This is a genomic window from Bacillus sp. FSL L8-0358, from assembly GCF_038593095.1.
GTDB lineage: Bacteria > Bacillota > Bacilli > Bacillales > Bacillaceae > Bacillus > Bacillus subtilis.
In genome coordinates this window covers 2,715,144-2,729,052 of record NZ_CP151962.1, presented here as the reverse complement: position 1 = coordinate 2,729,052, position 13,909 = coordinate 2,715,144, and the positions used below count along the sequence as shown (strand labels likewise).

Annotated in this window: 17 protein-coding genes and 1 other annotated feature; of the genes, 14 read left to right on the top strand and 3 right to left on the bottom strand. The window is 44.5% G+C overall.

The features are described from left to right. Nucleotides 1–117: 117 nt before the first annotated feature. The 5 genes from spoIVFA to rpmA all read left to right on the top strand — a co-directional run bounded on the left by spoIVFA (nucleotide 118) and on the right by rpmA (nucleotide 2,864). Nucleotides 118–912, top strand: a complete 795-nt coding sequence (gene spoIVFA, locus NYE49_RS14130; protein ID WP_004398684.1) for a stage IV sporulation protein SpoIVFA — start codon at nucleotides 118–120, stop codon at nucleotides 910–912. Then, nucleotides 905–1,771, top strand: coding sequence for a stage IV sporulation intramembrane metalloprotease SpoIVFB (spoIVFB, locus tag NYE49_RS14125; RefSeq protein WP_015483522.1), 867 nt, complete (start codon nucleotides 905–907; stop codon nucleotides 1,769–1,771). Before spoIVFA ends, spoIVFB begins: the two co-directional genes overlap by 8 nt. Before the next feature lie 57 nt (nucleotides 1,772–1,828). Next, nucleotides 1,829–1,904: a sequence feature (ribosomal protein L21 leader region), on the top strand. A gap of 13 nt (nucleotides 1,905–1,917) precedes the next feature. Beyond that, complete coding sequence (gene rplU, locus NYE49_RS14120; protein WP_003229668.1) at nucleotides 1,918–2,226, top strand: 50S ribosomal protein L21; 309 nt, start codon at nucleotides 1,918–1,920, stop codon at nucleotides 2,224–2,226. 2 nt (nucleotides 2,227–2,228) lie between these two features. Then, nucleotides 2,229–2,567 (top strand): ribosomal-processing cysteine protease Prp, encoded by a 339-nt coding sequence (locus NYE49_RS14115; RefSeq protein WP_003229669.1) that lies wholly within the window; start codon nucleotides 2,229–2,231, stop codon nucleotides 2,565–2,567. A 12-nt stretch (nucleotides 2,568–2,579) separates the two neighbouring features. Next, complete coding sequence (rpmA, locus tag NYE49_RS14110; RefSeq protein WP_003222623.1) at nucleotides 2,580–2,864, top strand: 50S ribosomal protein L27; 285 nt, start codon at nucleotides 2,580–2,582, stop codon at nucleotides 2,862–2,864. A gap of 120 nt (nucleotides 2,865–2,984) precedes the next feature. Here the strand turns inward: rpmA and NYE49_RS14105 are convergent, their stop codons facing one another. Then, nucleotides 2,985–3,107 carry a hypothetical protein gene (locus NYE49_RS14105; RefSeq protein ID WP_003229671.1) on the bottom strand — a complete coding sequence of 41 codons (123 nt, stop codon included), beginning with the start codon at nucleotides 3,105–3,107 and terminating at the stop codon, nucleotides 2,985–2,987. 77 nt (nucleotides 3,108–3,184) lie between these two features. Here NYE49_RS14105 and spo0B point away from each other — a divergent pair, with 77 nt between their 5' ends. Genes spo0B through pheA form a run of 4 tightly spaced genes read left to right on the top strand, consistent with a single transcriptional unit; the run spans nucleotide 3,185 to nucleotide 6,464 of the window. Beyond that, nucleotides 3,185–3,766: a sporulation initiation phosphotransferase Sop0B gene (gene spo0B / locus NYE49_RS14100; protein WP_015483521.1), complete on the top strand. Its 582-nt coding sequence runs from the start codon at nucleotides 3,185–3,187 to the stop codon at nucleotides 3,764–3,766. Between the two features lie 33 nt (nucleotides 3,767–3,799). Further along, complete coding sequence (gene obgE / locus NYE49_RS14095) at nucleotides 3,800–5,086, top strand: GTPase ObgE (protein WP_003229675.1); 1,287 nt, start codon at nucleotides 3,800–3,802, stop codon at nucleotides 5,084–5,086. Between the two features lie 60 nt (nucleotides 5,087–5,146). After that, a complete protein-coding gene (gene thrR / locus NYE49_RS14090) occupies nucleotides 5,147–5,590 on the top strand; it encodes a transcriptional regulator ThrR (protein WP_003222630.1) in 444 nt (147 codons plus the stop codon). Between the two features lie 16 nt (nucleotides 5,591–5,606). Next, complete coding sequence (gene pheA, locus NYE49_RS14085; RefSeq protein WP_047182971.1) at nucleotides 5,607–6,464, top strand: prephenate dehydratase; 858 nt, start codon at nucleotides 5,607–5,609, stop codon at nucleotides 6,462–6,464. 24 nt (nucleotides 6,465–6,488) lie between these two features. Here the strand turns inward: pheA and NYE49_RS14080 are convergent, their stop codons facing one another. Both NYE49_RS14080 and nifS read right to left on the bottom strand, forming a co-directional pair. Further along, nucleotides 6,489–7,031 (bottom strand): transcription repressor NadR, encoded by a 543-nt coding sequence (locus NYE49_RS14080; protein WP_015483519.1) that lies wholly within the window; start codon nucleotides 7,029–7,031, stop codon nucleotides 6,489–6,491. Beyond that, the gene (gene nifS / locus NYE49_RS14075) at nucleotides 6,991–8,178 is read right to left on the bottom strand and encodes a cysteine desulfurase NifS (RefSeq protein ID WP_063335536.1); all 1,188 of its coding nucleotides are present in this window, start codon (nucleotides 8,176–8,178) and stop codon (nucleotides 6,991–6,993) included. Before nifS ends, NYE49_RS14080 begins: the two co-directional genes overlap by 41 nt. 102 nt (nucleotides 8,179–8,280) lie before the next feature. Here nifS and nadB point away from each other — a divergent pair, with 102 nt between their 5' ends. The 5 genes from nadB to sgpA all read left to right on the top strand — a co-directional run bounded on the left by nadB (nucleotide 8,281) and on the right by sgpA (nucleotide 13,810). Next, a complete protein-coding gene (gene nadB, locus NYE49_RS14070) occupies nucleotides 8,281–9,876 on the top strand; it encodes an L-aspartate oxidase (RefSeq protein ID WP_047182969.1) in 1,596 nt (531 codons plus the stop codon). After that, complete coding sequence (gene nadC / locus NYE49_RS14065) at nucleotides 9,830–10,699, top strand: carboxylating nicotinate-nucleotide diphosphorylase (RefSeq protein WP_047182968.1); 870 nt, start codon at nucleotides 9,830–9,832, stop codon at nucleotides 10,697–10,699. Before nadB ends, nadC begins: the two co-directional genes overlap by 47 nt. Continuing rightward, entirely contained in the window at nucleotides 10,686–11,792 is a 1,107-nt protein-coding gene (nadA, locus tag NYE49_RS14060) for a quinolinate synthase NadA (RefSeq protein WP_003229691.1), read from the top strand. Before nadC ends, nadA begins: the two co-directional genes overlap by 14 nt. Nucleotides 11,793–11,908: 116 nt before the next feature. Continuing rightward, nucleotides 11,909–13,066, top strand: coding sequence for a spore coat assembly protein SafA (gene safA / locus NYE49_RS14055; RefSeq protein WP_015384261.1), 1,158 nt, complete (start codon nucleotides 11,909–11,911; stop codon nucleotides 13,064–13,066). Nucleotides 13,067–13,213: 147 nt separating this feature from the next. Further along, the gene (sgpA, locus tag NYE49_RS14050) at nucleotides 13,214–13,810 is read left to right on the top strand and encodes a spore germination protein SgpA (RefSeq protein ID WP_003245996.1); all 597 of its coding nucleotides are present in this window, start codon (nucleotides 13,214–13,216) and stop codon (nucleotides 13,808–13,810) included. Nucleotides 13,811–13,909: the final 99 nt, after the last annotated feature.

Sequence of the window (13,909 nt, the reverse complement as noted above, 5' to 3'; positions counted from 1 at the left end):
AGCAAATGCTATGTCAGGTTTTTTTGTTTTTGCCTGCTTTGTTCTTGACTAAACCGAATATTTGCCATGGACAAGACATATGATGTACAAACCCAACGAATGCAAAGGATGATGGCAATGAGTCACAGAGCAGATGAAATCAGAAAACGATTAGAGAAAAGAAGAAAGCAGCTTTCCGGCTCAAAACGTTTCTCTACTCAGACAGTTTCTGAAAAGCAGAAACCCCCGTCCTGGGTGATGGTAACGGATCAGGAAAAGCATGGAACACTTCCGGTCTACGAAGATAACATGCCAACATTCAACGGAAAACACCCATTGGTGAAAACAGATTCAATTATCCTGAAATGTCTTCTGTCGGCCTGCCTTGTTCTCGTTTCAGCTATAGCCTATAAAACAAACATTGGACCCGTCAGTCAGATTAAACCCGCCGTAGCCAAAACCTTTGAAACTGAATTTCAATTTGCCTCAGCAAGCCATTGGTTCGAAACCAAATTCGGAAATCCGCTTGCTTTCCTGGCTCCTGAACACAAAAATAAGGAACAGCAGATTGAAGTAGGCAAAGATCTGATCGCGCCTGCATCCGGGAAAGTACAGCAGGATTTTCAGGACAATGGGGAAGGAATTAAAGTCGAAACAAGCAGCGATAAGATTGATAGTGTAAAAGAAGGCTATGTGGTTGAAGTCAGCAAAGACAGCCAGACGGGACTGACGGTTAAGGTGCAGCATGCTGACAACACCTATAGTATTTATGGCGAGCTCAAAGATGTGGATGTTGCTTTATATGATTTTGTTGATAAAGGCAAAAAGCTCGGTTCGATTAAGCTTGATGATCATAATAAAGGGGTCTATTATTTTGCCATGAAAGACGGCGATAAATTTATTGATCCGATTCAGGTGATTTCATTTGAATAAATGGCTCGACCTTATCTTAAAGATCCATGTGCATCCTTTTCTTTGGATTATCGCGGCATTGGGCTTGCTCACAGGCCATATGAAAGCATTATTATGTCTGCTCCTGATTGTATTGATTCATGAGCTGGGGCATGCTGCTCTGGCCGTGTTTTTTTCTTGGAGAATCAAGCGTGTTTTTTTGCTGCCGTTTGGGGGAACGGTCGAAGTGGAAGAGCACGGGAATCGACCGTTAAAGGAAGAGTTTGCGGTTATTATTGCCGGCCCTCTTCAGCACATCTGGCTTCAGTTTGCCGCCTGGATGCTTGCAGAAGTCTCAGTGATTCATCAGCATACCTTTGAACTCTTCACCTTTTATAATCTTTCTATCTTATTTGTCAATTTACTGCCGATCTGGCCGCTGGATGGAGGAAAACTGTTATTTTTGTTGTTTTCCAAACAGCTGCCTTTTCAAAAGGCTCACCGGCTTAATCTAAAAACGTCGCTCTGCTTCTGCCTGTTGCTCGGGTGCTGGGTTTTATTCGTGATTCCTCTGCAAATCAGCGCATGGGTTTTGTTTGTCTTTCTGGCTGTTTCCTTGTTTGAGGAATATCGGCAAAGGCACTATACCCATGTGAGATTTCTCCTCGAAAGGTATTACGGAAAAAACAGGGAGCTTGAGAAACTTCTGCCGCTGACAGTAAGGGCGGAGGATAAAGTCTATCATGTGATGGCCGAGTTCAAACGTGGCTGTAAGCATCCGATTATTATAGAAAAATCAGGCCAAAAGCTCAGCCAGCTTGACGAGAATGAAGTGCTGCACGCTTACTTTGCCGATAAGCGGACGAATTCTTCCATGGAGGAACTGCTGCTGCCCTACTAAAACTGATTGACAAACGCCTTGTATTTTGGTATATTTTTTAATGTTATGGATGTAGCACCATTGCTACAACCGCTCAGTACAGGTGTTAAGAGCTTTTACAGCCCCCTGGTATCTGGCGAGTCTTAGTCTAATAGGAGGTGCAGAGAATGTACGCAATCATTAAAACAGGCGGTAAACAAATCAAAGTTGAAGAAGGCCAAACTGTTTACATCGAAAAACTTGCTGCTGAAGCAGGTGAAACAGTTACTTTTGAAGACGTTTTGTTTGTTGGCGGAGACAACGTGAAAGTCGGCAACCCTACAGTTGAAGGCGCAACAGTAACGGCTAAAGTTGAAAAACAAGGCCGCGCGAAAAAAATCACTGTTTTCAGATACAAACCAAAGAAAAACGTTCATAAAAAACAAGGTCATCGTCAGCCTTACACTAAAGTGACGATCGAAAAAATCAACGCGTAAGCATGATTCAGGCAACAATCAGAAGGTCTCATGATAAAGGCATATTGTCTTTTGAAATGACGGGCCATGCGAATTTTGCTGAACATGGACAAGATCTTGTTTGTGCCGGAGTGACAGCCGTTGTGTTTGGAGCCGTTAACGCGGTCATTGTGCTCGCGGGCTTCGAGCCGCTTCTTGATATAGGGGAGGACGGGGGTTATTTTTATTTTGAATTCCCTGAATCTCTTGATCCAGAGGCACGCCAAAAAGCTCAGCTGCTGATTGAAGGCATGATTGTTTCGCTGGAGACAATCGAACGGGATTACAAAGACAACTTGCGTGTGACCACAAACATAATATAGGAGGTGAGCTACATGCTTAGATTAGATCTTCAGTTTTTCGCTTCTAAAAAAGGAGTAGGTTCTACAAAGAACGGACGTGACTCTGAGGCTAAACGTTTAGGTGCTAAACGTGCTGACGGTCAATTCGTAACAGGCGGTTCTATCCTTTACCGTCAACGCGGAACAAAAATTTACCCAGGTGAAAACGTGGGCCGCGGCGGAGATGACACTCTATTTGCGAAAATCGACGGAACTGTTAAATTCGAACGTTTCGGCCGTGACCGCAAAAAAGTGAGCGTATATCCTGTAGCTCAATAATGATTCAAAAAACTCCGGTCGATGATGACTGGAGTTTTTTTTGCAATATGCGGAGTAAACACCTAGAATGAAATGCAGAGTATGTGCGAGCAGACCCCGCCAAGAATGAGAATAAACATCTCAAACCCACTGGATATGTTCCCCAAGCAGTAATACATAAAATGTTCTGCCTGGCTGCAAATCAACCAAAGCCAGAAAAAAGGAACATGATATTTCTGGGAAAAACAATTGTTTTTCTAACAAAGCCTTCTCTGTTATAATTCATAATACACACTTATACAGACTCCTAAATAAGAAATTAAATGATTGGGAGTGCGAAAATGAAGGATGTTTCAAAAAATCAAGAAGAAAATATAAGCGACGACACGGCATTAACAAACGAACTGATTCATCTGCTTGGCCATTCCCGGCATGATTGGATGAATAAGCTGCAGCTGATTAAAGGAAACTTAAGCTTGCAGAAGTATGACCGCGTCTTTGAAATGATTGAAGAAATGGTTATAGACGCAAAGCACGAATCAAAGCTCTCAAACCTGAAAACACCGCATTTGGCGTTTGATTTTCTTACGTTTAATTGGAAAACCCATTATATGACGCTTGAATATGAAGTTCTCGGAGAAATTAAGGATTTGTCGGCTTATGATCAAAAGCTGGCGAAACTGATGAGAAAGCTGTTTCATCTGTTTGATCAAGCAGTCAGCAGAGAGAGTGAAAATCATTTAACGGTTTCGCTTCAAACAGATCATCCTGACAGACAGCTGATTCTGTACCTTGATTTTCACGGCGCCTTTGCCGATCCATCTGCTTTTAATGATATTCGGCAGAATGGATATGAGGACATTGATATCATGCGTTTTGAAATCACGAGTCACGAATGTCTGATTGAAATTGGGTTGGACTAGCGGAGTTTTTAACGGTTTAGAACGGAGGACATTATGTTTGTAGATCAGGTCAAAGTATATGTAAAAGGCGGCGACGGCGGCAACGGTATGGTTGCGTTTCGCCGTGAAAAATATGTGCCGAAAGGCGGCCCTGCCGGCGGTGACGGAGGAAAGGGAGGAGACGTCGTTTTTGAAGTAGATGAAGGTCTCCGCACCCTGATGGATTTTAGATACAAAAAACACTTTAAAGCGATTCGCGGCGAGCATGGCATGTCCAAAAACCAGCACGGACGAAATGCTGATGATATGGTCATTAAAGTTCCGCCGGGCACCGTTGTGACAGACGATGATACGAAACAGGTCATCGCTGATTTAACAGAGCACGGACAGCGGGCTGTCATTGCAAGAGGCGGAAGAGGCGGACGAGGAAATAGCCGCTTTGCTACACCGGCTAATCCCGCGCCTCAGCTTTCAGAAAACGGCGAGCCGGGAAAAGAACGCTACATTGTTCTTGAATTAAAAGTGCTTGCAGATGTCGGACTTGTCGGGTTCCCGAGTGTGGGAAAATCGACTTTGCTGTCTGTTGTCTCATCTGCAAAACCGAAAATTGCGGACTATCACTTTACAACGCTTGTCCCGAATCTCGGCATGGTTGAAACGGATGACGGACGCAGCTTTGTCATGGCTGATTTGCCAGGACTGATTGAAGGCGCACACCAAGGCGTCGGACTGGGCCACCAGTTTTTGCGCCATATTGAACGGACGAGGGTTATTGTTCACGTCATTGACATGTCGGGCTTAGAGGGCCGCGATCCGTATGAGGATTATCTTACGATTAACCAGGAGCTGAGCGAGTACAATCTGCGTCTCACTGAGCGTCCGCAAATTATCGTTGCAAATAAAATGGACATGCCGGAGGCTGCGGAAAATCTCGAAGCCTTTAAAGAAAAGCTGACGGATGATTATCCGGTATTCCCGATCAGTGCGGTGACAAGAGAAGGTCTGCGTGAGCTTCTGTTTGAGGTTGCCAATCAGCTTGAGAACACACCGGAATTCCCGCTGTATGACGAGGAAGAGCTTACACAAAACCGTGTCATGTACACGATGGAAAATGAAGAAGTGCCATTTAACATTACACGCGATCCAGACGGTGTATTTGTGCTTTCAGGAGACAGCCTTGAGCGGTTATTCAAGATGACTGATTTCTCACGTGATGAATCGGTTAAACGGTTTGCAAGACAGATGCGCGGAATGGGTGTTGATGAAGCACTCAGAGAACGCGGAGCCAAGGATGGAGATATAATCAGGCTTCTGGAATTTGAATTTGAATTTATTGATTAATGAATGTTGGCTGAAAAGAGAGCCTGGTGTCAGGCTCTCTATTTTAAAGGGGGGATGCAAATGAAAGAGGAGACATTTTATCTTGTCCGTGAAGATGTATTGCCCGATGCAATGAGAAAAACATTGGAAGTCAAAAAGCTGCTTGATCGAAAAAAAGCAGATTCAGTAGCAGATGCCGTTCAAAAGGTCGATTTAAGCAGAAGTGCGTTTTATAAATACAGGGATGCTGTTTTTCCATTCTACACCATGGTAAAAGAACAAATTATCACACTTTTCTTTCATTTAGAGGATAGGTCAGGTGCGTTATCTCAGCTTCTTCAGGCGGTAGCTGATTCTGGAAGCAACGTTCTTTCCATTCACCAGACCATTCCGCTTCAAGGCAGAGCAAATGTGACACTGTCTATCAGTACGTCGGCAATGGAAGAAGACATTCATACATTAATGAATAAGCTCAGGAAGTTTGATTTTGTAGAAAAGGTTGAAATATTAGGTTCAGGTGCATAAGGGAGAGAAAATCGTCATGAAAGTCGGTTATTTAGGTCCAGTAGCTACATTTACACATCTAGCAGTCAGTTCTTGTTTTCAAAACGGCGCCGAACATGTTGCTTACCGCACCATTCCGGAGTGTATAGATGCAGCCGTTGCAGGCGAAGTTGATTTTGCTTTTGTTCCTTTGGAAAATGCTTTAGAAGGATCTGTTAATCTAACAATAGACTATTTAATACATGAACAGCCCTTGCCAATCGTGGGTGAAATGACGTTGCCGATCCATCAGCACTTGCTCGTCCATCCCTCTAGAGAGAATGCATGGAAAGAGCTCGACAAAATTTACTCACATTCACACGCGATTGCGCAATGCCATAAATTTCTTCATCGACATTTTCCTTCCGTTCCATATGAATACGCCAATTCTACCGGGGCGGCAGCAAAGTTTGTCAGTGACCATCCCGAGCTGAATATCGGGGTCATTGCCAATGATATGGCAGCTTCTACATACGAATTAAAAATCGTGAAACGGGATATACAGGACTATAGGGACAATCATACAAGATTTGTTATTCTATCTCCTGATGAAAACATATCTTTTGAAGTGAATTCAAAATTGAGCTCTAGGCCCAAAACGACCTTAATGGTCATGCTGCCGCAAGATGATCAGTCCGGGGCGCTGCATAGAGTGCTGTCTGCATTTTCTTGGAGAAATTTAAACCTGTCAAAAATTGAGTCACGTCCGACTAAAACCGGATTAGGCCATTATTTCTTTATTATTGATATTGAGAAATCGTTTGATGATGTATTGATTCCAGGGGCCATGCAGGAGCTTGAAGCGCTCGGCTGCAAAGTGAGGCTTCTGGGTGCATACCAGTCTTACCAATTATAAAAAAAGCCCACTAGAGGGCTTTTTTTAGTCTTTAATTAAAATGCCGGCTTCTTCAAGTGCTTGGCAGGCTTGATCGATGCGATGTTCATCAGGTGCTGTCAGTGTATGCAGGTGCACGCCGTCGGTCAGCTGTGATAAGTAGGCAGCATTCGTAGAATTGATTTTTTTGATGAAATGGCTAACTTCCTTCCGGGTGCCTACTTGGATGGCTGCAGTTAAATCTCCGTATACGGGATGCTCGATTTTTACGTCTTTTACTGTAACGCCTTCGTCGACGATGAGCTGCAGTTCCTCTTCTGTCCGTTCAGGACCGTGCATACATGCTATGATTCTTTCTGCCTGCTGGTGCTGCTGAGCGGCTGCATCCATGTATACATATCCTTGGCTTGTGGCGATAATCGGTACATTTTTCGCTTTCAAGAGGGATATATCCTGTACAATAACCTGTCTTGAAACGTTCGCTTTTTTTGCGAGTTCTCCTCCTGTCAGCGGTGATTTAGATTCCTTCAGCCACAGAAGAAGCTGGTCACGCCTGTTGGCGCCCATTAGCTTTAATTCTTCGGTCAATATCAAATTCTCCTTTCTTTTGTTCCCAAAGCACTGTAAACGTATGTAATAACTGTTCCAGCTGTTCAGCTGTTGTATGCCTGCCAAAAGAGATGCGGATAAATTGCAGAGCTTCTTGTTCGGTTTTTCTTAATGCTTTCATTGTTTCAGACGGACCGTGGTAACCTGCAGAACAAGCGCTGCCGGTTGAAATGCAAATATTACTCCGATTACATTCTAACATAACATATTGTCCTTCAAATGAGTGAAAAAAACACCCTATAATATGCGGAAGACATTCTGCTTGCGAAGTGTCTGCCGCAAGGGTTACAGGGAGAGACCGAATACGGATTTGGTCTAGAAAGTAAGTTCTTAATGCCTCATTACGGGATATCTGTTTTTCCATTTCGCTTACGATCAATTCTGCAGCGGCAGTGAAGGCACCGATCCCGGGAACATTTACGGTGCCGGCTCTGAATCCGTATTCGTGAGTAGTCAGAGGATAAACGGGTTTCCAAGGGACATCCGGTCGGATATAGACCGCCCCTACTCCTTTAGGACCGTGGATTTTATGGCTGGACATTGAGAGTGCATCTACTCCCAGATTTTTTGTATTGATCGGGATCTTTCCAAACGTTTGAACAGCGTCGCAATGAAGAAGAATCCCCTTATTGTGCAGGTATGAAGACAGGCGTTGAATGGGCTGAATGATCCCGGTTTCAGAATTTGCATGCTGAATAGATACAAGGCCTGTTTCCGGCCGAATATGGGCTAGTAATATTTCCTCGGTAATAAGCCCGTATTCATTCGGTTCAATGACTGTTACATCATATCCCTGCTGTTCCAAAAAAGCAGCACAATTATGAATGGACTGATGCTCCATGGCAGTCGTAATAAAATGTCTTTTCGTTTTTGGCAGACCGTTTAGCAATGATTGAATGGCCAGAAAGTTGGATTCAGTGCCGCCGCTTGTAAAATAGATGCCGCTTGCTTCTCCGCCAATGATGTTGGCGATTTTTTTACGGCAGTACTCCAGTATGTGCTTTGCTTTTCCTCCTGCATCATGCAGGCTGCTGGCATTTCCGTACACATCCATACTAAGCTTCTGATATACGGTAAGGGCTTCCTCACAAATAGGCGTTGTCGCTGCATAATCTAAATAAATCATCCGGTCTTCCTCCATCCGTTCTCCATAAAAAACTCTTGAGTTTATTTTATCCTTGTGTAAATATAGGTGTCAAGACAGGTGTAAACAACAGGAGGATGACATATGTCTAAAAAGACGATTGCAGTCATCGGTTCAGGGGCGGCGGCACTTTCCTTAGCTGCAGCTTTCCCGCCATCATACGAAGTGACTGTTATCACAAAAAAAAGCGTCAAAAACAGCAATTCTGTCTATGCACAAGGCGGGATTGCTGCGGCCTATGCAAAAGATGACTCGATTGAAGCCCATCTGGAGGATACGTTATACGCAGGGTGCGGCCATAATAATCTAGCTATTGCAGCAGACGTTTTACATGATGGAAAAATGATGGTTCAAAGCCTATTGGAGCGTGGATTTCCATTCGACCGCAATGAACGAGGCGGTGTTTGTCTTGGAAGAGAAGGGGCCCACTCATACAACCGCATATTTCATGCAGGCGGAGACGCAACAGGCAGGCTGCTTATCGATTATTTGCTCAAAGGGATCAACAGCAAAATCAAGTTAATCGAGAATGAAATGGCAGCAGATTTGCTTATAGAGGACGGACGATGTATCGGCGTCATGACAAAAGACAGCAAAGGGCGGCTCAAGGTAAGGCACGCAGACGAAGTTGTGCTGGCTGCCGGCGGCTGTGGAAACCTGTTTCTTCACCATACGAATGATCCTACTGTCACAGGTGACGGTCTTTCTCTGGCTTACCGGGCCGGGGCGGAATTAACGGATTTGGAGTTTACTCAATTTCACCCGACACTGCTTGTGAAAAATGGTGTTTCCTACGGGCTTGTTTCAGAAGCTGTCAGAGGGGAAGGCGGATGTTTAGTAGACGAAAATGGCCGCAGGATTATGGCTGAACGGCATCCCTTAGGTGACCTGGCTCCAAGAGATATTGTCTCACGGGTTATTCACGAAGAAATGGCAAAAGGAAATCGCGTTTATATAGACTTCAGTGAGATTTCTGATTTTGAAACGCGTTTCCCTACCATCACCGCTATTTGTGAAAAAGCAGGGGTTGATATCCACAGCGGAAAAATTCCTGTTGCTCCGGGAATGCATTTCTTAATGGGAGGTGTTTCAGTTAATCGCTGGGGAGAAACGACAGTGCCGGGACTTTATGCGATTGGCGAGACAGCATGCTCCGGTTTACATGGAGCAAACCGGCTTGCAAGCAATTCTTTATTGGAAGCGCTGGTATTTGGAAAAAGGGCAGCAGAGCATATTATCCAAAAACCGGTTTATAACAGGCAATATCAATCAAGGCTAGAAACCAGTGTCGTCTACGAGGTGCCGGATATAGAGATGCATGAACTGCAAAGCAAAATGACAAGCCACATGTCTATTCTGCGGGAACAAAGCAGTTTGATTGAGCTTAGCATCTGGCTTCATACGCTGCCTTTTCAGGAAATGAATGTGAAGGATATCACAATTCGGCAGATGGAGCTTTCTCATCTATGGCAAACTGCAAAGCTGATGACGTTTTCTGCGCTTTTGCGGGAGGAAAGCAGAGGGGCTCACTTCCGCACCGATTTTCCTCATGCTGAGGTGAGCTGGCAAGGAAGACAAATTGTCCATACAAAAAAAGGAACGAAGATCAGAAAAAACGGGGGGATTTGGAACAATGAATCATTTACAGCTGAAAAAATTACTGAATCACTTTTTTCTTGAGGATATTGGGACAGGGGATCTTACATCGCAGTCTATTTTTGGAGTACAGAGCTGTGAAGCGGAGATTGTTGCAAAGTCAGAGGGTATCTTTGCAGGAGCAGCGATCATAAAAGAAGGCTTTTCGTTATTGGACGAAAGTGTTCGAACCATATTACGCAAATCAGATGGGGACATGTTGCATAAAGGTGAAGTGATTGCCGAGTTACAAGGTCCCGCAGCTGCGCTCCTTTCAGGAGAGCGGGTCGTATTAAATCTTATTCAGAGGCTGTCAGGAATTGCGACAATGACAAGAGAGGCTGTTCGTTGTCTGGATGATGAACAGATTAAAATTTGTGACACGAGAAAAACAACACCGGGGCTCAGAATGCTGGAGAAATATGCTGTCAGAGCCGGCGGCGGGTATAATCATCGATTCGGTTTGTATGACGGCATCATGATTAAAGATAATCATATCGCAGCATGCGGTTCTATTTTAGAGGCGTGCAAAAAAGCCCGTCAGGCCGCAGGGCACATGGTAAATATCGAGGTGGAAATTGAAACGGAGGAACAGCTGCGGGAAGCAATTGCAGCTGGCGCGGATGTTATTATGTTTGACAACTGTCCGCCTGATACGGTCCGTCATTTTGCAAAGCTCACACCGGAGCATATAAAAACTGAAGCCTCCGGCGGGATTACGTTAGAATCTTTGCCTGCTTTTAAAGGGACGGGTGTGAATTATATTTCATTAGGATTTCTGACTCATTCCGTCAAAAGTTTAGATATCAGCATGGATGTTACGTTATCAAATGAATCTGTGGAGGAATGCCGTTATGTCAATTCTTGATGTGATCAAACAATCGAATGATATGATGCCCGAAAGTTATAAAGAACTATCGAGAAAGGATATGGAAACGCGCGTTGCCGCCATTAAGAAAAAGTTCGGCAGCAGGCTCTTTATACCAGGCCATCATTATCAAAAGGATGAAGTGATACAATTTGCTGACCAAACAGGCGACTCCCTGCAATTGGCCCAAGTAGCGGAAAAAAACAAAGAAGCGGATTATATCGTATTTTGCGGCGTTCACTTTATGGCAGAAACCGCCGATATGCTGACAAGCGAGCAGCAAACGGTCGTCCTGCCAGATATGAGAGCTGGATGTTCTATGGCTGACATGGCTGACATGCAGCAGACCAATAGGGCATGGAAGAAGCTTCAGCATATATTTGGAGATACGATCATACCTTTAACTTATGTGAACTCCACTGCGGAGATCAAGGCATTCGTCGGAAAGCATGGCGGAGCAACTGTGACTTCTTCGAATGCGAAAAAAGTGCTTGAATGGGCGTTTACACAGAAAAAAAGAATTTTATTTTTGCCTGATCAGCATTTAGGGAGAAATACGGCTTATGATCTGGGCATTGCGCTTGAAGATATGGCTGTGTGGGACCCGATGAAAGATGAATTAGTAGCTGAATCCGGGCATACGAATGTGAAAGTGATTTTGTGGAAAGGGCATTGCTCTGTTCACGAGAAATTCACCACTAAAAATATCCATGATATGAGAGAGCGAGACCCCGACATTCAGATCATTGTGCACCCGGAATGCTCACACGAAGTCGTGACACTAAGCGATGATAACGGATCAACGAAATATATTATCGACACAATCAACCAGGCTCCGGCGGGAAGCAAGTGGGCAATCGGGACAGAAATGAATCTTGTTCAGCGGATCATTCACGAGCATCCAGATAAACAAATTGAATCACTCAACCCTGACATGTGCCCTTGCCTGACAATGAACCGAATTGATTTGCCGCATTTGTTGTGGTCGTTGGAACAAATTGAAAAAGGAGAACCTTCAGGCGTCATCAAGGTGCCAAAAGCCATTCAGGAAGATGCACTCCTTGCCCTGAATCGAATGCTTTCGATCACGTAGATCAGAAATATTTTCCCTTCCTGTACTCATAACTTCTTTTGTTCAGTCATATGTTGTGAAGAAACATATTGTAATCACAGCTGAACTGTTCACGTTTTGCATAGGAGGGGAAAACGTTGAAAATCCATATCGTTCAAAAAGGCGATTCGCTCTGGAAAATAGCTGAAAAGTACGGAGTCGATGTTGAGGAAGTGAAAAAACTCAATACACAGCTTAGCAATCCAGACTTAATCATGCCTGGAATGAAAATAAAAGTGCCGTCAGAAGGAGTCCCGGTCAGAAAAGAGCCAAAAGCGGGCAAAAGTCCTGCGGCCGGGAGTGTGAAGCAAGAACATCCGTATGCGAAAGAGAAGCCTAAATCCGTTGTCGATGTAGAAGACACAAAGCCGAAAGAAAAGAAGTCCATGCCGTATGTCCCGCCGATGCCTAATTTGCAGGAAAATGTGTACCCTGAAGCTGATGTGAACGATTATTATGATATGAAACAGCTTTTCCAGCCTTGGTCGCCTCCTAAACCGGAGGAGCCGAAAAAACATCATGACGGAAATATGGATCATATGTATCATATGCAAGACCAATTTCCACAACAGGAGGCTATGAGTAATATGGAAAATGCAAATTATCCGAATATGCCTAATATGCCAAAGGCGCCAGAGGTAGGCGGTGTAGAAGAAGAAAACGTTCATCACACAGTTCCGAATATGCCGGCTGTTCAGCCTTATTATCATTATCCGGCTCATTTCGTACCGTGTCCGGTGCCTGTTTCGCCAATTCTTCCAGGATCAGGGTTATGCTATCCGTACTATCCGGCACAAGCTTATCCAATGCATCCGATGCATGGATACCAGCCAGGCTTTGTATCGCCTCAGTATGACCCGGGTTATGAAAACCAGCATCATGAAAACAGCCATCATGGACATTACGGTTCATACGGTGCGCCGCAATACGCATCTCCGGCTTATGGATCTCCGTATGGACATATGCCGTATGGCCCTTATTACGGCACTCCCCAAGTAATGGGAGCATACCAGCCTGCTGCGGCTCATGGTTACATGCCATACAAAGATCATGACGACTGCGGCTGTGACGGTGATCATCAGCCATATTTCTCTGCGCCTGGCCATTCGGGAATGGGAGCTTATGGAAGCCCTAATATGCCATATGGCACAGCTAACCCAAATCCAAACCCATATTCGGCAGGAGTTTCTATGCCAATGACGAACCAGCCTTCTGTAAACCAAATGTTTGGCCGGCCAGAAGAAGAAAATGAGTGATCGTTCGGAACGATGTAAATCGTTCCTTTTTTTGTTTTCAAGCAGATCACTGCCAAATGGAGAGAACTGACACGCTTAACATGCCCCCCATACGCACATGATAAAAGCGAGCAAACATGCTCAATTCGTCCACGGGGGGTTTTTCCATTGGGTAAAAAAATGACGATCGCTAGCCTGATTCTAATGACAGCCGGCTTAACAGCATGCGGAGCAAACGATAATGCTATGAATGATACGCGCAATAACGGCAATACCCGTCCAATCGGATATTATACAAATGAAAATGACGCCGATAGACAGGGAGACGGAATCGACCACGATGGTCCTGTTTCTGAATTAATGGAGGATCAGAACGACGGTAACCGAAACACCACGAATGTAAATAACCGTGACCGTGTTACCGCTGACGATCGTGTTCCTTTGGCAACTGACGGAACATATAACAACACGAATAACCGAAACATGAATCGGAATGCAGCGAACAACGGGTATGACAACCAAGAAAACAGAAGACTGGCTGCAAAAATTGCCAACCGTGTGAAACAAGTGAAAAACGTCAATGACACACAAGTTATGGTATCGGATGACCGAGTAGTTATCGCAGTCAAAAGCCACAGAGAGTTCACAAAGTCTGACAGAGATAATGTCGTAAAAGCAGCGCGCAACTATGCAAATGGCCGTGACGTCCAAGTATCAACAGATAAAGGGCTGTTCAGAAAACTTCATAAAATGAACAACCGCTAGGAAGGAAGGGCTGCCGGAAGTGATATTCGGCAGCCTTTTTCTTTGCATCAGCGAACAATTCCCATTAAAGTGTACATAGAAAATGTAAAAGAAGGTGAA